Source organism: Cereibacter johrii, from assembly GCF_001720585.1.
Taxonomy (GTDB): Bacteria; Pseudomonadota; Alphaproteobacteria; order Rhodobacterales; family Rhodobacteraceae; genus Cereibacter_A; species Cereibacter_A johrii.
In genome coordinates, this window is record NZ_MABH01000232.1 from 1 (window position 1) to 21,516 (window position 21,516).

At 69.2% G+C, this 21,516-nt stretch carries 15 protein-coding genes, 1 pseudogene and 1 riboswitch; of the genes and pseudogenes, 4 read left to right on the top strand and 12 right to left on the bottom strand.

The features are described from left to right. The 5 genes and pseudogenes from A9O63_RS19340 to A9O63_RS19360 form a co-directional block, all read right to left on the bottom strand. Positions 1-1,091: pseudogene (locus tag A9O63_RS19340) on the bottom strand (pyruvate, phosphate dikinase); the annotation flags it as partial. Positions 1,092-1,209: 118 nt separating this feature from the next. Next, the gene (glyS, locus tag A9O63_RS19345; protein ID WP_069333360.1) at positions 1,210-3,480 is read right to left on the bottom strand and encodes a glycine--tRNA ligase subunit beta; all 2,271 of its coding nucleotides are present in this window, start codon (positions 3,478-3,480) and stop codon (positions 1,210-1,212) included. Positions 3,481-3,483: 3 nt separating this feature from the next. Then, positions 3,484-3,954: a DUF6446 family protein gene (locus tag A9O63_RS19350; RefSeq protein WP_069333373.1), complete on the bottom strand. Its 471-nt coding sequence runs from the start codon at positions 3,952-3,954 to the stop codon at positions 3,484-3,486. Between the two features lie 2 nt (positions 3,955-3,956). Next, complete coding sequence (locus tag A9O63_RS19355) at positions 3,957-4,712, bottom strand: FkbM family methyltransferase (protein ID WP_069333361.1); 756 nt, start codon at positions 4,710-4,712, stop codon at positions 3,957-3,959. 10 nt (positions 4,713-4,722) lie between these two features. Beyond that, entirely contained in the window at positions 4,723-5,664 is a 942-nt protein-coding gene (locus A9O63_RS19360) for a glycine--tRNA ligase subunit alpha (RefSeq protein ID WP_069333362.1), read from the bottom strand. A 124-nt stretch (positions 5,665-5,788) separates the two neighbouring features. Here A9O63_RS19360 and A9O63_RS19365 point away from each other — a divergent pair, with 124 nt between their 5' ends. Then, complete coding sequence (locus tag A9O63_RS19365) at positions 5,789-7,558, top strand: trypsin-like peptidase domain-containing protein (RefSeq protein ID WP_069333363.1); 1,770 nt, start codon at positions 5,789-5,791, stop codon at positions 7,556-7,558. 67 nt (positions 7,559-7,625) lie between these two features. On the opposite strand, the gene A9O63_RS19370 is transcribed toward A9O63_RS19365, so the two are convergent. From A9O63_RS19370 to A9O63_RS19395, 6 genes are all read right to left on the bottom strand, one after another. Further along, positions 7,626-9,080, bottom strand: a complete 1,455-nt coding sequence (locus tag A9O63_RS19370) for a TrkH family potassium uptake protein (protein ID WP_069333364.1) — start codon at positions 9,078-9,080, stop codon at positions 7,626-7,628. A gap of 42 nt (positions 9,081-9,122) precedes the next feature. Then, the gene (locus tag A9O63_RS19375) at positions 9,123-10,571 is read right to left on the bottom strand and encodes a TrkH family potassium uptake protein (RefSeq protein WP_069333365.1); all 1,449 of its coding nucleotides are present in this window, start codon (positions 10,569-10,571) and stop codon (positions 9,123-9,125) included. 50 nt (positions 10,572-10,621) lie between these two features. Continuing rightward, on the bottom strand, positions 10,622-11,701 hold the full coding sequence (folE2, locus tag A9O63_RS19380; protein ID WP_069333366.1) for a GTP cyclohydrolase FolE2: 1,080 nt from the start codon (positions 11,699-11,701) through the stop codon (positions 10,622-10,624). A gap of 95 nt (positions 11,702-11,796) precedes the next feature. Continuing rightward, on the bottom strand, positions 11,797-12,978 hold the full coding sequence (gene metZ, locus A9O63_RS19385) for an O-succinylhomoserine sulfhydrylase (RefSeq protein ID WP_069333367.1): 1,182 nt from the start codon (positions 12,976-12,978) through the stop codon (positions 11,797-11,799). Positions 12,979-13,026: 48 nt separating this feature from the next. After that, a riboswitch (SAM riboswitch) is annotated at positions 13,027-13,103 on the bottom strand. Positions 13,104-13,169: 66 nt separating this feature from the next. Beyond that, a complete protein-coding gene (gene ptsP / locus A9O63_RS19390; protein ID WP_069333368.1) occupies positions 13,170-15,413 on the bottom strand; it encodes a phosphoenolpyruvate--protein phosphotransferase in 2,244 nt (747 codons plus the stop codon). Between the two features lie 24 nt (positions 15,414-15,437). Next, the gene (locus A9O63_RS19395) at positions 15,438-16,697 is read right to left on the bottom strand and encodes an aspartate kinase (RefSeq protein WP_069333369.1); all 1,260 of its coding nucleotides are present in this window, start codon (positions 16,695-16,697) and stop codon (positions 15,438-15,440) included. 209 nt (positions 16,698-16,906) lie between these two features. On the opposite strand from A9O63_RS19395, the gene A9O63_RS19400 reads away from it, so the two are divergent. Then, positions 16,907-18,433, top strand: coding sequence for a pyruvate kinase (locus A9O63_RS19400; RefSeq protein ID WP_069333370.1), 1,527 nt, complete (start codon positions 16,907-16,909; stop codon positions 18,431-18,433). A gap of 76 nt (positions 18,434-18,509) precedes the next feature. Here the strand turns inward: A9O63_RS19400 and purD are convergent, their stop codons facing one another. Beyond that, a complete protein-coding gene (gene purD, locus A9O63_RS19405; RefSeq protein ID WP_069333374.1) occupies positions 18,510-19,772 on the bottom strand; it encodes a phosphoribosylamine--glycine ligase in 1,263 nt (420 codons plus the stop codon). 159 nt (positions 19,773-19,931) lie between these two features. On the opposite strand from purD, the gene A9O63_RS19410 reads away from it, so the two are divergent. Beyond that, a complete protein-coding gene (locus A9O63_RS19410; protein ID WP_069333371.1) occupies positions 19,932-20,285 on the top strand; it encodes a hypothetical protein in 354 nt (117 codons plus the stop codon). Between the two features lie 206 nt (positions 20,286-20,491). Further along, a partial coding sequence (gene xseA / locus A9O63_RS19415) for an exodeoxyribonuclease VII large subunit (protein ID WP_069333372.1) occupies positions 20,492-21,516 on the top strand: 1,025 nt, incomplete at its 3' end.

The window sequence follows — 21,516 nt, forward strand, 5'->3', positions numbered from 1 at the left end:
ATGCCGCGGGCGAAGCGGTCGCGCCGCCCGCGCGGATCGACCTGCGGATGGAGGAGCTCGGAGAGCGCGCGCGGCTCGACCCGGAGGAGCGCCTCGGAGCGGGTGATGACCTGATCGTCGGCCAGCGCCACCGCGATGCGGAGCCCCGCCCGCGAGGAGCGCTGCACCTTGACCGCATCGAGCACCGACAGGTGGCTGTCCTCGATGGTGAATTCGATCTGCATCTCCTCGCGCAGGCGCGCGCGGCAGACCGAGCCGTGGCGGCAGAGGGCCGCGAAGATCTCGGGCGCGCGCTCCTCGAGCGAGGGGCCGCGCGGATCCTGCGTGAGATAGAGCGTCTCGGCCTTGCCGTGCCAGGCGCGCGAGCGGTTGAAGAAGCGCCCCGTCACCTGAGGGACGCCGGTGGCGGGATCGACGAACTGGATCACGCCCGAGCCCGAGATCCCCTGCCCCAGATCCTGCGCCATCTCCTGCACGACGAGGCCGAGCCGCGCCTCGGCGGGGGCGCCCTTCGCCTGCCGGAGGAGCCGGGCCGTCGTGCCCTCCCAGGCCCGCGCCATCGAGCGCAGCACCTCGGAGAGCTGCTGTGCGGGATCCTGCGGGAAGGGCTCGTCCATCTCCTCGGCCCACGCATGGAGCGCCGCGCGGAGCGCCTCGGAGGAGGAGCCGCCGGTCTCGAACATCTCGGGATCGAGGCGGGCCACATGGATCGCATAGCTCTGGATGAAGCCGAGATAGATCGCGTCGGCCGCCTCCTCGCCATGGATGCGCGCGAGCGCCGCGTGGCGGGCCGCGTTCATGCCGATGTTGAGGACGGTGGCGGGCCCGCCCCAGTCGGGGTTCTCGGGGCTGGGCCGGACCGAGACGAGGGGGGTGGGGCCGAAATCGGCGAGGATCGCCGGGCAATCGACCGGGTGCCCGGCCGCGATGGCGCGGACGGTGGTGGCGGGCAGGGCCACGGTGATCGGCACCGGCAGGTCGAGCCGGACGAGGCGCTGCAGGCACTTGGCCCGGAAGCCATGCGTCTTCAGGCTGATCGCCGCGGTCGGCGTGATACGGTCGAAGTCGCTGATCGGCTCGATTTTCTGCACTGCGGCGCTCCCTTCAGGGCAGGATACGCAACGGAACCGGGCAAGCAAGCGGAGAGGTGGGCGGCGGGGGTTTCACACCCCCGCACCCCCGTGGGATATTTGGGCCAGAATGAAGGGCTCAGCCCTCGATCCGGGTGAGATCGGCCACGCGCGCGCAGGTGGCGCGGATGGAATGAAGCATGTTGAGCCGGTTCCGGCGCAGCACCGCATTGTCGGCATTGACCTGCACCGCCTCGAAGAAGGCGTCGATGGGGGCGCGGAGGGCGGCCATGGCGGACATGGCGGCGGCGAAATCCTCGGCCTGCAGGGCGGGGCCGATGGCCGCCTCGGCCGTCTCGAGCGCCGAGAAGAGCGCGCGCTCGGCATCGGTCTCGGCGAATTTGGGATCGGCGCCGAAGCTGTATTCGACCCCGTCCTTCGCCTCGGCCTGCGTGAGGATGTTGTTCGCCCGCTTAAAGCCCTGCAGGAGGTTGGTGCCGTCGTCGGTCTTGAGGAAGCCCGACAGGGCTTCCGCGCGCTTGACGAGGAGGGTGAGATCGTCGTTGCCGGGCATGGCGAGGCAGGCGTCGATCACATCGTGCCGGATCCCCTGCTCGCGCAGGTGGACCTTGAGGCGGTCGTGGAAGAAGGCGAGGAGGTCGACGGAGATTTCCCCTCCATCTTTGATCCGGACAAACGACGCCGCATCATCCTTGGCATCATAAACGATGTCCTTAGTGTATCCCACAGGCCCGACATGCAGATTCGCGGGCCAATTCCGGACCGACGTCAGGTTCAGCAGTTCGAAGACTAAGTCGTCTTCGTCTCCGTTTTCCGCAGTCAACAGCCACAGACGGTTGGCTTTGTTCAAGCTACCGACCAGATTGACAATTGAACTGTTGAAACCAGCCTGAAGGTCCATACGAACCTCATTCGCCAGCACCAGCCGGATCACGCCCAGCGCGGCACGGCGGAGGGCGAACGGGTCCTTCGAGCCCGTGGGCTTCTCGTCGATGGCCCAGAAGCCGGTGAGCGTGTCGATCTTGTCGGCGAGCGCCACGGCGACCGAGACGGGATCGGTCGGCACGGTGTCGGAGGGGCCGAGCGGCTGGTAATGGGCCTTGCAGGCCTGCGCCACGGCCTCGGGGAGGCCGGCCGCGCGGGCGTAGTAGCTGCCCATCGTGCCCTGCAGCTCCGGGAACTCGCCCACCATCGCCGATTGCAGGTCGGCCTTGGCCACGCGGGCGGCCTCGGCGGCGAGGTCGGGGGAGGCGCCGACGAGGGGCGCGATCTCGCGCGCCAGCGCCTCGATCCGGGCGATGCGGTCGGCCTGGCTGCCCAGCCTGTTGTGGAAGGTGACGTGGCGAAGGCCCTCGGCCATGCCTTCGAGGCCTGCCGTCTTCACGGTGCGCAGGTCGTTCTCCCAGAAGAAGCGCGCGTCCGAGAGGCGGGCCGAGAGCACCTTGCCGTTGCCCTTCAGGATCGTGGCGCCATGGTCCGCGGTCTCGCGGTTGGCCACGGTCACGAATTTCTCGATCCGGCCGGTGGCGGGGTTCGTGACCGAGAAGAACTTCTGATGCTCGCGCATCGAGGTCTGCAGCACCTCGGGCGGGAGCCCCAGGAAATCCTCGCCGATGGCGCCCATCAGCACGACGGGCCATTCGACGAGGCCCGCGACCTCGGAGAGGAGCGCCGCGTCGGGCACGACCTCGAGCCCCTGCGCGAAGGCCTGGGTCGTCGCCTCGTGCCAGATCGCCTGCTCGCGCTCGGAAGCGTCGAGCATGACGAAGGCGCGGGCGAGCTTCGCGCGGTAATCCTCGAAGCCCGAGACGGCGAAGCGGGCGGGCGCCATGAAGCGGTGGCCCTCGGTGCTGTTGCCGGCTGTCAACCCGTCGAGCGTCATCGGCACGACCTCGGCGCCGCCTTCGTCGGAGAGGAGGCAGAGGATCGACTGGAGCGGCCGCACCCAGCGCAGGCTGCCCGTGCCCCAGCGCATCGACTTGGGCCAGGGGAAGGTGCGGATCACGCGCTCCAGCACCTCGGCCACGATCTCGGGCGCGGGCCGGCCGGGTTTCTCCACCACGGCGAAGAGGACGGCGCCCTTCTTGTCCGCGCGGGTCTCGAGCTGATCGCGGGTGAGGCCCGTGGAGCGCAGGAAGCCCTCGATGGCGGCGGCGGGCGCGTCGGCCTTGGGGCCCTTGCGCTCCTCGCGGAGCGTGGGGCTTTCGGCCGAGAGCCCCTCGACCGACAGGACGAGCCGGCGCGGGGTCGAGAAAGCGCCCGCCGAGGCATAGGTGAGGCCTGCCTCGACGAGACCGTCGGTCACGAGCTTCTTCAGGTCCTCGCGCGCGCGGGCCTGCATCCGGGCGGGGATCTCTTCCGAGAAGAGTTCGATCAAGAGATCGGGCATGGGCTACTGTTCCTCGGCGTTCAGCTGGTGCCACGCGAAGGCGTGGCCGTCGGGAAAGACCGCGACCACGCGGTCCACCCCGGGGGCAATGTCATGTTCGGACAGGAAGGCGATGGCCTCGCCCTTCCGCAGCGCCGCATCGATCCGCTCGGCATCGAAACAGTCGAACCAGGGCGGCGCGTTGAGCGGCGTGGGATCGGGATAGACACGGTAGGTCTCGGTCAGCATGGCCTGGCTCAAAGGCGTGGTGAAGCAGGCCCGGAACCGGAGCGGCGAGGAATCGGCGTCGATCCCGGTCACGTCATTGGCGACGATGACCTCGGGCTCCTCGTCGATGATCGGCGTCAGCCGGATCTCCTCGCCGGGGGCGAAGGCCACGGGTTCGTAGAAGGCATAGATCTGCAGCCAGTAGATCAGCGCACCCGCGCCCAGAGCAGTCAGAACGATGGAAGCCACAACAATTCTTCCGTTCATGTTCAGACCCAATCGAAAGTCATGTTGGGCGACGGGCGCTGCTTTGCCATCTGGCGGAATTCGGCCGCCTGTGCACAGCGGCTGGGGTCCATCCACTCATGGGTCTCCACGAACAGATGGTCTATCAGCTCAAGGCATCCCGACTGCACCAAATGGGGAATCAACTCCCACTCTCCGCCTTCGATATCGACCTTGAGCACGGCTATCCGCTCTCCGAGTCCCCGCACGAAACTGGCAAAATCCAGCACCCGCACTCCGGTGGCGGTGCCGGCGTCCATCCCCTTGCCGCGGTGGACCAGCGACGATCCGGGCGACCCCTTCAAAGTGGCTTCGGACCAGCCTTCCGGGCGCTGGATTTCCGCGAGGCCGTCCGACACGCCTGCCGCTGCGCAGAGGAGCTTTACACCGTCTCTTCCTTCCAGACGCTGGGACAATTTCGCAAAGGTCGCAGGATCCGGCTCGAAAGCAATTACCCGCATCCCACGATCCAGCATGCCCTCGCTGATCTCGCCCACGTTTGCGCCCAGGTCGATGCAAAGCGAGCCCTTGGGCAGCCCCTCGATCACCGCGAAGAACTCGGCCAGTCGGCGCGCGACATAGGCGCGATAGAGCTTGCGCGCCGCCTTGCGTCCTATGCTGCCGGGAACGACGCGGATGACGTCAAGAAGGCGCTCCAGCACCGTTGCCGGACGCTGGATCAAAAACATGTGCTGGTAGTGCGGGCGGTTTCGGACGTCCCTGGGGTTGCGATAGCGCATGATCCCGGCCTCAAGCGCCGGCGTCGGCGAGTGTGCCGCCGCCGGCTTCGGTGGTGACGAAGGCATCGGCGCATTTCTTCGCCAGCGCCCGCCCCCGCCCGATATAGGCCTGCCTCTCGGTCACCGAGATCACGCCGCGGGCGTCGAGCAGGTTGAAGAGGTGGCTGGCCTTGATGCACTGGTCATAGGCGGGATGGGCCATGACGATGCGGCGGCCGGCCTTGTCGGTCTCGGGCGCGGCAAGGATGCGCTCGCATTCGGCCTCGGCATCCCTGAAATGCTGAAGAAGCATGTCGGTGTCGGCCTGATCGAAGTTCCAGCGCGAATATTCCTGCTCGGTCTGGCGGAAGACATCGCCATAGGTGAGCGGCGTGGGGCCATCCGGATCGTTGAAGGGCATGTCCATGACGTGATCGATGCCCAGCACATACATGGCCAGCCGCTCGAGCCCGTAGGTGAGCTCGCCCGAGACGGGTTTGCAGTCGTGCCCGCCCACCTGCTGGAAGTAGGTGAACTGGCTGACTTCCATCCCGTCGCACCAGACTTCCCAGCCGAGGCCCCAGGCGCCGAGCGTCGGGCTCTCCCAGTCGTCCTCGACGAAGCGGATGTCGTGGAGATCCATGTCGATCCCGATCGCCTCGAGCGAGCCGAGATAGAGCTTCTGGAGGTCCGGCGGCGAGGGTTTGATGAGGACCTGATACTGGTAATAATGCTGCAGGCGGTTCGGGTTCTCGCCATAGCGGCCGTCGGTCGGGCGGCGCGAGGGCTGGACATAGGCCGCAGCCCAGGGACGGGCGCCGAGCGAGCGCAGCGTCGTCGCCGGATGGAAGGTTCCCGCGCCGACCTCCATGTCGTAGGGTTGCAGGACGGCACATCCTTTCGCGCCCCAGTAGGTCATCAGGCGCAGGATGATTTCCTGAAAGCTGCGGGGGGGAACGGGTTTGCCGGTCATGCGCTGGCCCTCTTGCAAAGCGCCCTCTCCATAGGCAAGAGGCAGGCAAGGGTCAATCGGCGGCGGCCGCGCGGACCGGAAATGACGGGCCTGCCGCCGGGGCCCACGCGAGGCGGGACGGCCGATGATGAAACAGGCGATCTTCCTTCTGTGGCTGGGGGCGGCGCTGCCTGCGGCGGTTCCGGTCTGGGCGCAGGAGCAGAACGAGACGCGGGTCTGGGTGCAGATCGAGGCGCGGCCCACGGAGGCCGAGGCCGACGAGCGCGCCCGGGCCTATGCCGAGGTCTTTCCCGACGTGGCGGGCTACCGGCTGTCCTCGGGATGGTATGCGATCGTGCTCGGTCCCTACGGGACGGACGTGGCGCGGTTGCGGCTGCAGGATCTGCTGGCCGCGGGCATGATCCCCCGCGACAGTTTCATCGCCGACGGGCGCGCCTTCCGCGAGCCCTTCCTCGCCCCCGGCGCGGTGCCCCCTGCCCCCGAGGCGGAAGCTCTGGCGGTGCCCGGCCCCGAGATGCTGCCCGAGGACGCGCCCCCGGCCCCCGAGGCCGCACCCGCTCCCCTTCCCGACGAGACCCCCGCCGAGGCGCGGCGGTCCGAGGCGCTGCTCCTCGCCTCCGAGCGGCAGGAGCTGCAGGCCGCCCTGCAATGGTTCGGCTTCTACGCATCGGCCATCGACGGAGCCTTCGGCCCGGGCACCCGCGCCTCGATGGCGGCCTGGCAGCAGGCCGAGGGCGCCGAGGCCACCGGCATCCTGACCGCGCGCCAGCGGGCCGAGCTTCTCGACCGCTACGGGCGCGCGCAGGCGGAACTCGGGCTCGAGACGGTGACCGAGGAAGAGGCGGGCATCCGCATCACCCTGCCCACCGCCCTCGTCGGCTTCGACCGCTACGACCCGCCCTTCGTCCATTATGCGCCGAAGGACGGATCGGGCGTGCAGGTCATGCTGATCTCGGAGCCGGGCGACCGGGGCGCGCTCTACGGGCTCTACGACATCCTCCAGACGCTGGAAGTGGTGCCGCCCGAAGGCACCCGCAGCAGGACGGAGACCGGCTTCACCATCGAGGGCCGCTCGGCCGATCTGGCGAGCTACACCCATGTCGAGCTCGCCGGCGGTCTGCTCAAGGGCTACATGCTGGTCTGGCATCCGGGCGACGACGAGCGCATGGCCCGCGTGCTGACGGCGATGCAGTCGAGCTTCCGCCCCTTCGGCGACCGGGCGCTCGATCCGGGCATGGTCGAGATGACCGAGGAGCAGCGGCGCGGGATGCTGGCCGGGCTCGAGGTGCGCAAGCCGCGCCGGTCGCGCTCGGGGATCTTCGTCGATCCGAAGGGCGCCGTCCTGACGACGGCCGAGGCGGTGGCGGGCTGCGGGCGCGTGACCATCGACCGCGAGCATGAGGCCCGGGTGGTGACGACGGACGCCGCCCTCGGCATGGCGCTCCTGCGGCCGGTCCATCCGCTGGCGCCCCGCGTCACCGCGAGCTTCCGCAGCACCGAGGCGCGTCTCGGCTCGCCCGTGGCGGTGGCGGGCTATCCCTACGAGGAGGCGCTGCCCGCGCCCACGCTCACCTTCGGGGCGCTCGATGCGCTGACCGGGCTCGAGGGCGAGTCCGACCTGCGCCGTCTCCGCCTCGCGTCGCGGCCGGGCGACGCGGGCGGGCCGGTGCTCGACGGGTCGGGCGCGGTCTTGGGGATGCTGGTCGCGCCCGAGACGGGCGAGCGGCGGCTGCCCGACGAGGTCTCCTTCGCCCTCGCCCCGGCCGCGCTCACGGCGCGCCTCTCCGAGGCGGGCATCGAGCCGCGCCGGGCCGAGGGCAGCGGCGCCCTCGCCCCCGAGGATCTGGTGCGGCTGGGCGACGGCATGACCGCCCTCGTCTCCTGCTGGGACTGACCGGAGGCCCTCGCCCGGGGCGGCCGGGCGCGGCCCTGCCCTCCCCCGCCGGAGGGGGCCTTGGCCGTCAGCTGCGCCAGAACCGGGGCGTGAGGAGGACGAAGACCGACAGAAGCTCCAGCCGTCCGATAAGCATTCCCCCGATCATCAGCCACTTGGCGACCGCCGGGAAGCGGTCGACGGCCCCGGTCGCGCTCACCTCGGGCCCGAAGGCCGGGCCCACGTTCGCGATGGCGGTCCAGGCGGCGGTGATGGCCGTCTTGGTCTGCAGCCCCGTCAGCGACAGGAGCACCGCGAGCACGCCAAAGCTCAGGATGAACATGGTGAAGAACAGGATCACCGAGTTGATGACATCCTCGCCCACGCGGCGGCCCTCGTAATCCACGAAGATCACCGCGCTCGGGCTTTGCAGGCGGCGGATCTGCACCTTGATCGCCTCGAGCAGGATCAGGTAGCGGAACACCTTGACCGAGCAGCCGGTCGAGGAGGTGCAGCCCCCGATCAGCCCCACCACGATCAGCAGGACGAAGGGAAAGGTGCCCCAGAGCCCGAGATCGACGCTGGAAAAGCCGGTGCCCGAGAAGGTCGAGATGACGTTGAAGGTCGTCTCGCGCACCGTGGGCAGGACCGGCGCGTTGCGCGTGACCACCTCGTAGGCCACGATCAGCCCGATCGCATAGCCGTTCCAGCGCAGGTAGGCCCTCACCTGCGGGTCGCGCCAGAGCGGCAGAAAGGTGCCCTGCGCCAGCTGGACGAACCGCACGAAGGGCAGCGAGGCCAGCACCATGTAGAAGGCGCAGGCATATTCGGCGGGCCCCTGGAACAGGCCGAACGACCGGTCCGAACTGGAGAAACCTCCGGTCGAGACGGTGGTCAGCGCATGGACGACGGCCTCGAACAGGGGGATGCCGAGCGCGAGGAAGGTCATCACGCAGGCCATGGTCAGCACGAGATAGATCTGGATGAGCGCCGTCGAGATGTCGAGCGCGCGGGGCAGGATCTTGCCCAGCGTGTCGAACCCCTCGGAGCGGAAGAACTGCATCCCGCCCACCTTCATCACGGGCAGGAAGATCATGGCCACGATGACGATCCCGAGGCCGCCCAGCCATTGCAGCATGCCCCGCCAGAGGTTCGTGCCGAGCGGCAGCGCGTCGAGACCCACGAAGACGGTGGTGCCGGTGGTGGTGAAGCCGGACATGGCCTCGAACACCGCATCGGTGAAGGTGGCGTCGGGCCGCCCCAGCATGAAGGGCAGCGCGCCGAACACCGGCAGCAGGACCCAGGCCCCGGTGGTGAGCAGGAAGCTCTGCTGGAGCGAGAGCCCCGTGCCCTGCCCGCGCCCGTTCGCGCAGGCGAGCGCGAGCATCGAGCCCGCGACGGTGGTGATGGTCGCTGTCTCGGCGAAGGAGAGCCAGTGCCGGTTGCCCGAGACCAGATCGAGCGCCATCGGCACCAGCATCAGCGCGCCCAGCGTGGCCACGAGCAGACCGAGGATATATCCGACGGGGCGAGGGTCGATCATGCGCGAGGCTTGGCCGCGGCCGGCGCGGCTGTCAAGCGTGCCTCACTGCCGCCAGAAGCGCGGCAGCACCAGCACCACGAGCGCCAGAAGGGCGAGCCGTCCCATCAGCATTGCCAGGATGAGCAGCCATTTCGCAAGGTCCGGGAAATCGATGAAGGTGCCCGTGCGCGCCACGAGCGGGCCGTATCCGTACCCGATATTGCCGATCGAGGTCCAGACGCCGAACAGGGAGGAGGTCGGATCGACCCCGGTCAGGGTCACCGCCACGCTCAGCACGCCGATGGCCAGGATATAGCCCGTCACATAGAGGATCAGCGCGTTCATCACATCTTCCTCGACGCGCCGCCCCTCGTAGCGGACCGAGGTCATGCGGTCGGGCATGCCGATCCGCTCGATCTGCACGCGGATCGCCGTCAGCACCACCTGCACCCGGAAGACGCTGAGCGCGCCCGAGCTCGAGGAGGAGCAGCCCCCGATCATGCCGACGCAGAAGGCCACAACCATCGCGAAGCCGCCCCATGCGGCGAAGCTGCCCGAGAAGAAGCCGGTGCCCGTGAAGACCGAGACGAGGTTGAAGGCGGCCTCGCGGAAGGCGGGCTCGAGCGCCTGATCCGAGGTCAGCACCCGCCAGAGCGTCACGATGCCCACCGCATAGGCCATCCAGCGCAGCATGGCGCGGATCTGGCTGTCGCCGAAGAAGGCCTGCGAGGCGCCGCTCACGAGCTGGACGAAGCGGATGTAGGGCATGGCCCCGAGGATCATGAAGAGGGTGCCCGCATATTCGCCCGCGCCGGGATATTTGCCGAACGAGGCGTCCGAGGGCGAGAAGCCCCCGGTGGCGATGGTGGCCACCCCGTTCACCACCGCGTCGAGCGGCTCCATCCCGATCAGCAGGTAGGTGGCGATGCAGAGCGCGGTGAGGCCGGTATAGACGCCGAGCAGCGCGCGGGCGATGTCGGTGGCGCGCGGCAGCACCTTGCCCAGCGTGTCGAACCCCTCGGTGCGGAAGAACTGCATCCCCCCCACCCGCATGACCGGCAGGAAGATCATGGCGATGAAGGCGATGCCCAGACCGCCGAGCCAGTTCAGCATCCCCCGCCAGAGATTCGTGCCCGCGGGCAGGTGGTCGAGCCCGACGATCACCGTCGAGCCGGTGGTAGTGATGCCCGAGACCGCCTCGAACATGGCATCGGTGAAGGTGAGGTCGGGCTCGCCCAGGATCAGCGGCAGGCTGCCGAAGGCCGGCATCGCGAACCAGATCGCCGCGGTCAGCACGAAGGCCTGCCGGATGCCGAGCTGCCGCGTGGGCACGTTGGCGCAGGACAGCGCCACCGCCCCGCCGGTGAACATGGTCAGCATCGCGGCCTGAAGGATCGCCGGACCATTGCCGTTGGCCAGCAACAGATCGACCGATGCCGGAAGCAGCATGGCGGCGCCCAAGGCGACCACGAGCAGGCCGATGATGAATCCGACGGGGCGCAGGTCCAGCATGATCGTCGCCAGCCGTGCGATGCCGGTCTGCGGCTGTCAAGCCCGCCGGTTCAGCCGACGTGGTAGAGGCTGGAAAAGAGCTTCGGATCGAGACTTTCGGCAGCGAATGTCGGCCCCTCGGTCAGCACCGACACCGCATCGTGGGAGTGCAGCGATTCCTGATGGCTCGCCACCACGCGGAAGTCGCCGATCCGGGGATCGGACTGCAGCGCCTGACAGAAGCTGCGCGCCGCATCCTCGACGAAGATCGGGTTCGCGGCATTCAGCTCGGCGAAGGCCTGCTCGTCCTCGCGCTTGACCATGACCTGCGTCTCGGTCGGCACCGCGCTGCGGGCGAGGTCCAGAAGATCCTCGAACCAGAGGCACTTGCCCGGCCGCACCTCGACCGAGATCCGCGCGACCGAGCGCTGCGAATGCGGCGTGGCCAGCTGCCCGCGCTCGCGCCGGGCATGTTCGGACAGCTCCAGCGAGCAGGGGCAGGTCGAGGAATAGACGAAGTCGAGATGCATGATCTCCTTGCGCACCCCGCCGCGGTCCACCAGCTCGAGCGCGATGTCGTAATATTGCCAGCCGACGAGGCCGGACCGCAGCGACGGCACCTTGACCGGGAAGGAGAAGCGCATCTGGATACGGGCGTCGAAGCTCTCGAGGTCGCGCTTGTAATCCTCGAGCGCGCGCTCGATCACCTCGAAGCTGAAGGACTTCTCGGCATGGGCATAGAAGGACCGCATGATGCGGCTCATGTTGATGCCCTTCTTCTCGGCCTCGAGGCTCACCGTGCCGGTGACGGAGGTTTCGAGCAGCAGGTCGCCGTTGTCGCGCGTGTGGTAGCGGATCGGCAGCCGGAAGTTCGAGATGCCGACATGCTGGATCACGGCCTTGGCGCCGACGATCAGGCTTGCGGGCCCGTTCTGCAGGTCGGGCAGCGAGGCCTTGTAGGCCTCGTCCACCGTGAAGGTGCGGGGATAGGAGCGGCTCAGCTCGGGATAGACCAGCGCAGGCGCGTCGGGCGCGAGCGCGGCCATGTCGGAGGCCGGCGTATGCTTCGCCCAGCGGCGGAGCACGGCCAGCGCCTCTTCGGCTTCCTCACGGCTCGGCAGGCGCTCGGCCACGGGCGTCAGGATGTTCATCGCGCTTCCCCTCGTCACTTGCGGGTCGGACCCCCAATATAGAGAGGTCCGGCCCTTTCCCCAACTGTCGATGCTGATACGGGTTAAGCGACGGTTCAGATCACCTCGAGCGCCTGTTTCAGATCGGCGATCAGGTCGTCCGCATCCTCGAGCCCCACCGACAGCCGCACGAGGCCGGGGGTGATGCCGAGATGGGCCTTCTGCGCGTCGGAAAGACGCTGGTGGGTGGTCGTCGCGGGGTGGGTCGCGATCGAGCGGGCATCGCCCAGATTGTTCGAGATCTTCACGATCTTGAGGGCGTCGAGGAAGCGGAAGGCCGCCTCCTTGCCCCCCGCGAGGTCGAGCGCGATCATCGTGCCGGGACGCTCCATCTGCGCCTTGGCCATCTCGTGCTGCGGATGGCTCCGCAGCGCGGGATGGATCACGCGGCCGAGCTGCGGATGGCCTTCGAGCGCGCGGGCGATCTTCTCGGCCGCGTCGGCCATCGCGCGGCAGCGCAGGTCGAGCGTCGCCATCCCGTTCAGCATGACCCAGGCGTTGAAGGGGCTCATCGAGCCGCCGGTGTGCTTCATGAAGGGTTCGAGCACCTTGCGGATGAAGGCCTGCGAGGCGCAGACCACGCCGCCGAGCGCGCGTCCCTGCCCGTCGATATGCTTGGTGGCCGAATAGATCACCACATCCGCGCCCTGCCGCACCGCCGTCGAGAAGACGGGCGTCGCGAAGACATTGTCCACGATGACGAGAGCGCCCACCGCATGGGCGATCTCGGCGATGGCGCCGATGTCGGCCACTTCGAGCGTCGGGTTCGAGACCGACTCGAAGAACACGGCCTTCGTGCCGGGCCGCACCGCCGCGCGCCACTGATCGAGATCGGTGCCGTCGACGAAGGTCACCTCGACGCCGAACCGGCCGAGCACCTCCTCGAGGATGTAGATGCAGGAGCCGAAGAGCGCGCGCGCCGCCACCAGATGATCGCCCGCCCGGACGATGGAGGTGAGCACCCCATGGATCGCGGCCATGCCCGAGGCGGTGGCGAAAGCGTCCTCGGTGCCCTCGACGGCCGCGATGCGCTCCTCGAACATGCGCGTCGTGGGGTTGCCGTAGCGGGCATAGATGAACTCGTCGGCGCCGGTCTCGATGAAGCGCGCCTCGGCCTGTTCGGCCGTGTCATAGACGAAGCCCTGGGTCAGGAAGATCGCCTCGGCCATTTCGCCATACTGGCTCCGGCGGCTGCCCCCGTGGACGAGTTGCGTCCTTGTCTTCCAGTCCTTCGTCATGCCCGTCCGTCCTTCACGAAACGAAATACCCATGCCGGAAGAGCACGGGGGCGGCGGGCCCTCGCCTCTTTAGCGGTTTCTTTAACGTGGCCCGCAATCCGGCACAAAGCACCACGGCTTTTGCCCTTACGCCTGTCCCGGGGGCAGGTCAATCGCGCGAAGGGCGCATCCCGAGGGGCGCGGGCGGGCCGTCAGTCGACCTGCGTCGCCAGCCACTCGAGGATGGCGGGCCGCACGGTCTCGGCGCCCGAGGCACGCGCCATCTCGATCACCTTGCGGGCCTCGATCAGATCGACGCGGCGCAGCAGCGCCTTCACCGGGCCGATCGAGGCCGGGCGCATCGAGAGCGTCTGGATGCCCATGGCCGCAAAGCACAGGGCCTCGACCGGGCGGCCCGCATCCTCGCCGCAGAAGGACAAGGGGGTCGCCGTCTCGGCGCAGCGGTTCACGATATGCTCGAGGAAGGTCAGGAAGCTCACGTTCAGCACGTCGTAACGCCGGCGCACGCGCTCGTTCTCGCGGTCGGCCGCGAAGAAGAACTGGCGCAGGTCGTTGCCGCCGATCGAGATGAAGTCGGTGGTCTCGAAGAAGGCGCGCGGCGCATAGGCGAGGCTCGGCGTCTCGAGCATGGTGCCCACGAGGATGTTCACCGGCACCGGATGGCCGAGGCTGCGCTCGCGGTGCAGCTCGCGCAGCAGATGGCTGCGCGCCATCATGAATTCGTGGTGCTCGGACACGAAGGGGAACATGATCGACAGATCGCGCCCCGCCGAGGCCCGGATCAGCGCCTGAAGCTGCATCCGGAGCACTCCGGGCTTGTCGAGCCCCACGCGGATCGCGCGCCAGCCCATCGCGGGGTTCGGCTCGTCCTGCGGCTTGAGATAGGGCAGCACCTTGTCCGAGCCGATGTCGAGCGTGCGGAACACCACCCGGTGCCCGCGCGCGGCATCCATCACCCGGGCGTAGAGCCGCGCCAGCTCGTCGCGCTTGGGCATCTGGTTGCGGATCAGGAACTGGAGCTCGGTGCGGAAGAGGCCCACGCCCTCGGCCCCCGAGGATTCGAGCGAGGGCAGATCGGCCATCAGGCCCGCATTCATCATGAGGCCCGTGACCGTGCCGCATTTCGACTGGGCGGGCAGGTTCCTCAGCGAGGCATACCGCTCCTGCGCCTTGGCCTGCATCGCCATCTTGTCGCGGAAGGCCGCGGCGATCGAGGCCTCGGGGCGCAGATGGACGAGGCCGTTGTCGCCGTCCACCATGATATGATCGCCGTTCAGCGCCTCGGTGGTGATCCGGTCGGCATGGATGACCAGCGGAATGGCCAGCGCCCGCGCCACGACCGCGGCATGAGAGCCGACCGAGCCCTCCTCGAGCACGATGCCGCGCAGCTTGCGACCGTATTCCAAAAGCTCGGCCGGGCCGATGTTGCGCGCCACGAGCACCGGGTTCTCCGGCATCTCGGCGCCGGTGTCGCGCCCCTGCCCGGTCAGGATCCTGAGCAGACGGTGCGACAGGTCGTCGAGATCGTGCAGCCGGTCGCGCAGATAGGCGTCGGGCACCTGCTCGAGCCGCGCGCGGGCGGCCGACTGCTCCTTCTGCACCGCGGCCTCGGCCGAGAGGCCGGCCATGATGTCCTCTTCCATCCGCCGCAGCCAGCCGCGGGAATGGGCGAAGAGCCTGTAGGCCTCGAGCACCTGCCGCTGATCCTTGTCGAGCGTCGAGGCCGACAGGAGATCGTCGACCGAGACCCGCAGCTGCGCCACGGCGGCGCGGATGCGCTCGGTCTCGTGCACCGGATCGTCGCCCACCGGGTTCGTGACCACGACGCGCGCCTCGTGCAGCCAGACATGGCCCTCGGCCGCGCCCTCCTGCCCGGTCGACCCGCGCACCAGCACGGGCTGCGTGTGTTTTGCCGAAAGCGCCTCGCCCTCGCCCACGAAGACGCCCAGTTCGGCCATTTCCGCCAGCACCATGGCCACCACCTCGAGGGCATAGACCTCGTCGTCGGAATATTCCCGCGCCTCGCGCGACTGCACCACCAGCACGCCGAGCTTCTCGCCCACGCGCTGGATCGGCACCCCAAGGAAGGCGGAATAGATCTCCTCGCCGGTCTCGGGCATGAAACGGAAGCCGCGCTCGGACGGCGCGTTGCCGGTGTTGATCGGGCTCGCCATCCGCGCCACGCGGCCGACGAGGCCCTCGCCCATCTTCAGCCGCGTCTTGTGGACGGCTTCGGGATTGAGACCCTGGGTCGCGCAGAGTTCGAGCGTGCCGGAGTCGCGGAAGAGATAGATCGAGCAGACCTCGGTCCGCATCGAGTCCGCAATCAGCGACGTGATGCGGTCCAGCCGGTCCTGACCCTTTCCGGACAGGGCCAGGCTGTCCCGCAACCGCCTGAGAAGCTTGCGGCTTTCGCTCTCGCTGCGTTCAGGCATGACCCCCCGGCGTCAATGCCGGCCTCAGTTGGCCGTCTCCAATGCGAAGGCATCATGGAGTGCCTGCACCGCGAGTTCCATATATTTCCGGTCGATCAGCACCGAAATCTTGATCTCGGAGGTTGCGATGACCTTGATGTTCACACCGTCGGCGGCCAGCGCCTTGAACATGGTCGCCGCGACGCCCGCATGGCTGCGCATCCCGATGCCCACGACCGAGACCTTGGCCACTTCGGTATCGACCACCAGATCGTCATAGACGATGGTGCCCTGGGCCTTGGCATCCTCGAGCGCCTTGCGCGCGCGGGCCACCTGATTGATCGGGCAGGAGAAGGTCATGTCGGTGACCGACCCGGGATGGCTGCCGTAATCCTTTTCCGAGATGTTCTGGACGATCATGTCCACGTTGACCCCGGCCTCGGCCAGCGGCCCGAAGATCGCCGCGGCGACGCCGGGGCGGTCCTCGACGGTGACGAGGGTCATTTTCGCTTCGTCGCGCGAATAGGCGACGCCAGAGACGACTTTCGATTCCATGATATCCTCCTCGTCGCAGACCAGGGTTCCCGAGGTCTCGTCCGTGTCCTCGAACGAGGACAGCACCCGCAGCTTCACCTTGTAGCGCATCGCCAGCTCGACCGAGCGGGTCTGCAGCACCTTCGCGCCGAGCGAGGCGAGCTCGAGCATCTCCTCGTAGGCGATCTTTTCCAGCTTGCGCGCCTTGGACGCGATCCGCGGATCGGTCGTATAGACCCCGTCCACATCGGTGTAGATGTCGCAGCGTTCCGCGGCGAAGGCCGCCGCGAAGGCCACGGCCGTCGTGTCCGAGCCGCCGCGGCCGAGCGTCGTGATCCGGCCCTCGGGGCTCACGCCCTGGAAGCCCGCGACCACCGCGACCTTGAAGCCTTCCGCGAATTTCGCGTCGAGATTCTCGCGCGGGATCTCGAGGAAGCGCGCGGCCGAATGCTGCGAGGTGGTCTTGATCGGCACCTGCCAGCCCTGCCAGCTGCGCGCGGGCACCTCCATCTCCTGAAGGGTCAGCGCCATGAGGCCCGCCGTCACGTTCTCGCCCGACGAGACCACCGCATCATATTCGCGCGCGTCGAACAGGGGCGAGGTCTGCTCGACCCAGCCCACAAGCTCGTTGGTCTTGCCCGACATGGCCGAGACGATGACGATCACGTCATAGCCGCGCTCCACCTCGCGCTTGACCTTCTGCGCGGCGTTCTTGATGCGCGCGAGATCGGCGACGGAGGTGCCGCCGAATTTCATCACTAGAAGCGGCATGGATCAACCCCCGCAGCCGGACCCCGGAATCCGGCGCTTCTTATGCGGGGGCGCAAGGAAGGGCAAGGGCTTCCGGGCGTGCATTAAGCGCGGGCGCGCCTGCGACATCCTTGCGGGCGGCGGGCCCCGGTGGCGCGGCCCTTCCGACATGTTTCTGTTGCAGAAGGCTGCGAGCCTCCTCGCCGTGAAGGGTGCCAAGGGGATGAGCGATGGATGGGGTGGCAGAGGGGCTGATGATCGGGAAGGACGCGCCATCGCCCGGTGACGATCCCCGCGCCGAGGCACGCGCGCTGCTGGCCGAGCTGACCGTGCTCCGCGCCGATCTCTTCCGCCGGTCGGATGCGCGGATGGCGGACTGGGCCACGCGGGTGCGCCGGCTGGAATTCCTTCCGTCGGTCGCCAACATGGCGGACTGGCTGGCGCTGCGGGAGGCGGATCTGACGACGCTCCAGCCGCGGCTGAGCCGCCTCGGCCTCTCGACGCTCGGACGGCTCGACGGCCATGTGCGGCCCTCGCTCGAGGCGGTGATCGCGGCGCTCTCGGCCATTGCGGGCCTCGACGGGCCGGTCTTTCCCGACCCGCAGGGCTTCGATCCCGAACTCCGCAGCCTCCGCGCGCGGCGCGACGCCCTGTTCGGCGCGCGGGACACGGGGCCCGGCACGCGCATCCTCGTGACCCTGCCCTCCGAGGCGGCCTCGGATCCCGCCATCGTGCGCGAGCTGGTGGCGGCGGGGGCGGATGCCTTCCGCATCAACTGCGCCCATGACAGCCCCGAGGCCTGGGCGTCGATGATCGGCCATATCCGCAAGTCCGAGCGGCTGACGGGGCGCAAGCTGCCGATCTCGATGGATCTCGGCGGGCCGAAGTTCCGCGTGACGAAGACGGGCGGCCCGCTGCCCAAGCGCCTGCAGGCGGGCGACCGCTTCGCCTTCGTCGAGAAACCCTCGATGGCGCCCGAGGGCCGGGGCTGGGCCATGCTCGGCCATCCGGCGCTGCTTGCCGCGCTTGCGCCGGGCGTGCAGGTCTCGGTGGATGACGGCAAGCTCTGGGCCACGGTGCTCCAGACCGGCCGGGGTCACGCGCTCCTCGAGGTGGATCGCGTGGGCGAGCGCGGGCTGAAGCTGAAGCCCGGCCGGGGGGTGAACCTGCCCGGCTCGCATCTCGATGTGGCCGCGCTGACCGAGGAAGACCTTGCGGCGCTCGATGTGGTGGTGGCCGAGGCCGACCTCGTGGCCTTCTCCTTCGTCCAGACGCCGGGGGATGTGCGCGCGCTGATCGCGGCGATGGAGGCGCGGGCCCGCCATCCGCGCCCGCTCCCGGCGATCCTGCTGAAGATCGAGACGCCGATGGGGCTGCATCTCCTGCCCGAGCTGATCGTCGAGGCCGGCGGCACGCTGCCCGTGGGGGTGATGATCGCGCGCGGCGATCTCGCCGTCGAGATCGGCTTCGACCGGCTCTCCGAGATCCAGGAAGAGATCCTCTGGCTCTGCGAGGCGGCGCAGGTGCCGGTGGTCTGGGCCACGCAGGTGCTGGAAGGGATGGTGAAGGAGGGGCAGGCCAGCCGCGCCGAAGTCACCGACGCGGCGATGAGCCAGCGGGCGGACTGCGTGATGCTGAACAAGGGGCCGCATGTGGCGGCCGCCATCGAGTTTCTCCGCGACATCCTGATCCGCATGGACCGCCACCAGACGAAGAAGAGCGCCCGCCTCGGCCCGCTGCGCGTCTGGGCGGGCTGAGGCGCAGGAGAGGCCTCGCCCGGAAGGACAGGCGCCGCCGGGCCGCAACCGGCGCCGGGCGGACGCGCCCGTGCCGTCAGAGGGCGCGCCAGCCGATGTCGCGGCGGCAGAAGCCTTCGGGCCAGTCGATCGCATCGACCATCGCATAGGCCGCGGCCTGCGCCTCGGCGAGGGTGGCCCCCCGCGCCGTGGCGGCCAGCACCCGCCCGCCGGTGGCGAGGATGCGGCCTTCCTCGGCGGCCGTGCCCGCATGGAAGACGACCTGCCGGCTGGTCTCGGGCAGCGCCTCGAGGCCGCGGATCTCGGTGCCCTTCCGGTAGCTGCCCGGATAGCCCTTCGCCGCCATCACCACCGTCAGCGCATGATCCTCGGCCCAGTTCACCTGCACCTGATCGAGCCGCCCCTCGGCACAGGCCAGCAGCAGGTCGAGCGCCTGCGCGCCCAGCCGCAGCATCAGCACCTGACACTCCGGGTCGCCGAAGCGGACGTTGTATTCCACGAGCCGCGCGCGGCCCTCCTCGATCATCAGCCCGGCATAGAGCACGCCGCTGTAGGGCGCGCCGCGGCGGCCCATCTCGGCGATGGTGGGCTTCACGATCTCGTCGAGCGCCTGCCGCTGCACCGCCGTCGTCAGCACCGGAGCGGGCGAATAGGCGCCCATGCCGCCGGTGTTCGGCCCCTCGTCGCCGTCGAAGGCGCGCTTGTGATCCTGTGCCGTGCCGATGGGCAGGACGGTGCGCCCGTCGGTCAGGACGAAGAAGCTCGCCTCCTCGCCGGTCATGAATTCCTCGATCACCACCTCGGCGCCCGCCGCGCCGAAGCTGCCGCCGAACATGTCGTCGATGGCGGCCAGCGCCTCGGCTTCGGTCATGGCCACCACGACGCCCTTGCCCGCCGCAAGCCCGTCCGCCTTGATGACGATGGGCGCGCCGGTGGCGCGCACATGCGCGCGGGCGCCCTCGGCCTCGGTGAAGCGCGCATAGCCCGCGGTGGGCGCGCCGCAGGCGTCGCAGACCTCCTTGGTGAAGCCCTTCGAGGCCTCGAGCCGGGCTGCCGCCTGCGAGGGGCCGAAGGTCAGAAGGCCCGCGGCGCGGGTGGCGTCGGCCACGCCCGCGGCGAGCGGCGCCTCGGGGCCCACCACCACGAAATCGACCGAGTTCGCCTCGCAGAAGGCCACCACCGCCGAGCCGTCGAGGATGTCGAGATCGGCGCATTCGGCGATCTGCGCGATCCCGGCATTGCCCGGCGCGACGATCAGCCGGTCGCATTTCGGGTTCTGCTTGATCGCCCAGGCCAGCGCATGTTCGCGCCCGCCGCCGCCGAGAATGAGGATGTTCATGGCCGCTCCCTTGTCCATCGGTGCCGCGTCTCTAATCCGAAAGCGTCCCGTGGGACAAGGCGCCCGCGCCCCCTTCGCGACCCGTTGCGCGGGGCCTAGCGCCATGCGAAGAAACCCCGGCGCCCGGCCACGAGGGCCGTTCCTTTCCGAGCACAGGTCATGGATCTCCGCACCCTTCTTCTCCCCGCAGCCCTTCTCGCAGCCACCCCGCTTCTGGCCGATGAGGCCACGACCGCCCGTCTCGAGGCAGCCTTCGCCGCCCTCACCCCCGAAGAGCGGGCGATCGTTCAGGAAGAGCTCGAGATCGCGGGCCTCTATGCCGGGCCGGTCGACGGCAGCACCGGCCCCGGCGACGGGCGCACGCTCGAAGATGCGGCGGCCTTCATCGAGGAGAATTCCGCGGGCATGGTGACCGTGCCGCTCGCCACCGACGAGGAGGCCCGCGCCTTCGCGAAAAGTCTCGCCGAGCGGGGCTATTCGTCCTGGCTCTACGGCGAGGGCGACGAGGGCTGATCCCCGCCGTGGCCTTGGGGTGACGGCCGGAGCCCGGGGGACGGTCCGGCACGGGCCGACCGCAAGCCTGAAGGTACGGCCCCTCGATCCGGGCCGGGCGGCGCGTCCAGGGCGGGGAGCACACCCCCCGAGCGGGATCCTGACCCGTCGCAGGCGGCCCGAACCCGCAGCTTGCCTGTCGGACGGGCCTCGGGCACAAAGACCCCATGTCCGACCTCTTCGAAGATCCCGCCCCCACCCGCAACACGCCGGAATTCACCGTCTCGGAGCTGTCGGGCGCCGTGAAGCGGGTCATCGAGGGCGAGTTCGGCCTCGTCCGGGTGCGCGGCGAGATCGGGCGCGTCTCGCGGCCCGCCTCGGGACACCTCTATTTCGACCTGAAGGACGACCGCGCCGTGATGGCGGCGATCTGCTGGAAGGGTCAGGCGGGCCGGCTCTCCGTGCGTCCCGAGGAGGGGATGGAGGTGGTGGCCACCGGCCGGATGACCACCTTCCCCGGCCAGTCGAAATATCAGATCATCGTCGAGGACATGGCCCCCGCCGGGGCAGGCGCGCTGATGGCCATGCTCGAGAAGCGCCGTGCGGCGCTCGCGGCGGAAGGGCTCTTCGATGCCGCCCGCAAGCGCCCCCTCCCCTTCCTGCCGCGGGTGATCGGCGTCGTGACCTCGCCCTCGGGCGCGGTGATCCGCGACATCCTCCACCGGCTGCGCGACCGCTTCCCGAGCCATGTGCTGATCTGGCCCGTCGCGGTGCAGGGCGAGAAATGCGCCCCCGAGGTGGCCGCCGCCATCCGCGGCTTCAACGCGCTGCCCGAGGGCGGCCCGATCCCGCGCCCCGACCTCCTGATCGTCGCGCGCGGCGGCGGCAGCCTCGAGGATCTCTGGGGCTTCAACGAGGAGATCGTCGTCCGGGCCGCGGCCGATAGCCGGATCCCGCTGATCTCGGCCGTGGGTCACGAGACCGATACCACCCTCATCGATCATGCCGCCGACCGCCGCGCCCCCACCCCCACCGCCGCGGCCGAGATGGCGGTGCCCGTGCGGCTCGAACTGCTGGCCGGCCTCGACGGTCAGGGCGCGCGGCTCTCGCGCTGTGCGGCCGAGACGATTCGGCGGCGCGACCAGCGCCTGCGCGATCTCGCCCGCGCCCTGCCGCGACTCGAGAGCCTCGTGGCGGGACCGAGCCAGCGCTTCGATCTCTGGTCCGGCCGGCTCTCGGGCGCGCTCGGCCA

Excerpts from the sequence above, each read along its gene's own strand:
- ptsP (WP_069333368.1), bottom strand. The coding sequence starts at position 15,413 with ATGCCTGAACGCAGCGAGAGCGAAAGCCGCAAGCTTCTCAGGCGGTTG.
- A9O63_RS19360 (WP_069333362.1), bottom strand. The coding sequence starts at position 5,664 with ATGACCGGCAAACCCGTTCCCCCCCGCAGCTTTCAGGAAATCATCCTG.
- purD (WP_069333374.1), bottom strand. The coding sequence starts at position 19,772 with ATGAACATCCTCATTCTCGGCGGCGGCGGGCGCGAACATGCGCTGGCC.
- A9O63_RS19350 (WP_069333373.1), bottom strand. The coding sequence starts at position 3,954 with ATGAACGGAAGAATTGTTGTGGCTTCCATCGTTCTGACTGCTCTGGGC.
- glyS (WP_069333360.1), bottom strand. The coding sequence starts at position 3,480 with ATGCCCGATCTCTTGATCGAACTCTTCTCGGAAGAGATCCCCGCCCGG.
- A9O63_RS19355 (WP_069333361.1), bottom strand. The coding sequence starts at position 4,712 with ATGCGCTATCGCAACCCCAGGGACGTCCGAAACCGCCCGCACTACCAG.
- folE2 (WP_069333366.1), bottom strand. The coding sequence starts at position 11,701 with ATGAACATCCTGACGCCCGTGGCCGAGCGCCTGCCGAGCCGTGAGGAA.
- A9O63_RS19370 (WP_069333364.1), bottom strand. The coding sequence starts at position 9,080 with ATGATCGACCCTCGCCCCGTCGGATATATCCTCGGTCTGCTCGTGGCC.
- metZ (WP_069333367.1), bottom strand. The coding sequence starts at position 12,978 with ATGACGAAGGACTGGAAGACAAGGACGCAACTCGTCCACGGGGGCAGC.
- A9O63_RS19365 (WP_069333363.1), top strand. The coding sequence starts at position 5,789 with ATGATGAAACAGGCGATCTTCCTTCTGTGGCTGGGGGCGGCGCTGCCT.
- A9O63_RS19400 (WP_069333370.1), top strand. The coding sequence starts at position 16,907 with ATGGATGGGGTGGCAGAGGGGCTGATGATCGGGAAGGACGCGCCATCG.
- A9O63_RS19395 (WP_069333369.1), bottom strand. The coding sequence starts at position 16,697 with ATGCCGCTTCTAGTGATGAAATTCGGCGGCACCTCCGTCGCCGATCTC.
- A9O63_RS19375 (WP_069333365.1), bottom strand. The coding sequence starts at position 10,571 with ATGCTGGACCTGCGCCCCGTCGGATTCATCATCGGCCTGCTCGTGGTC.
- A9O63_RS19410 (WP_069333371.1), top strand. The coding sequence starts at position 19,932 with ATGGATCTCCGCACCCTTCTTCTCCCCGCAGCCCTTCTCGCAGCCACC.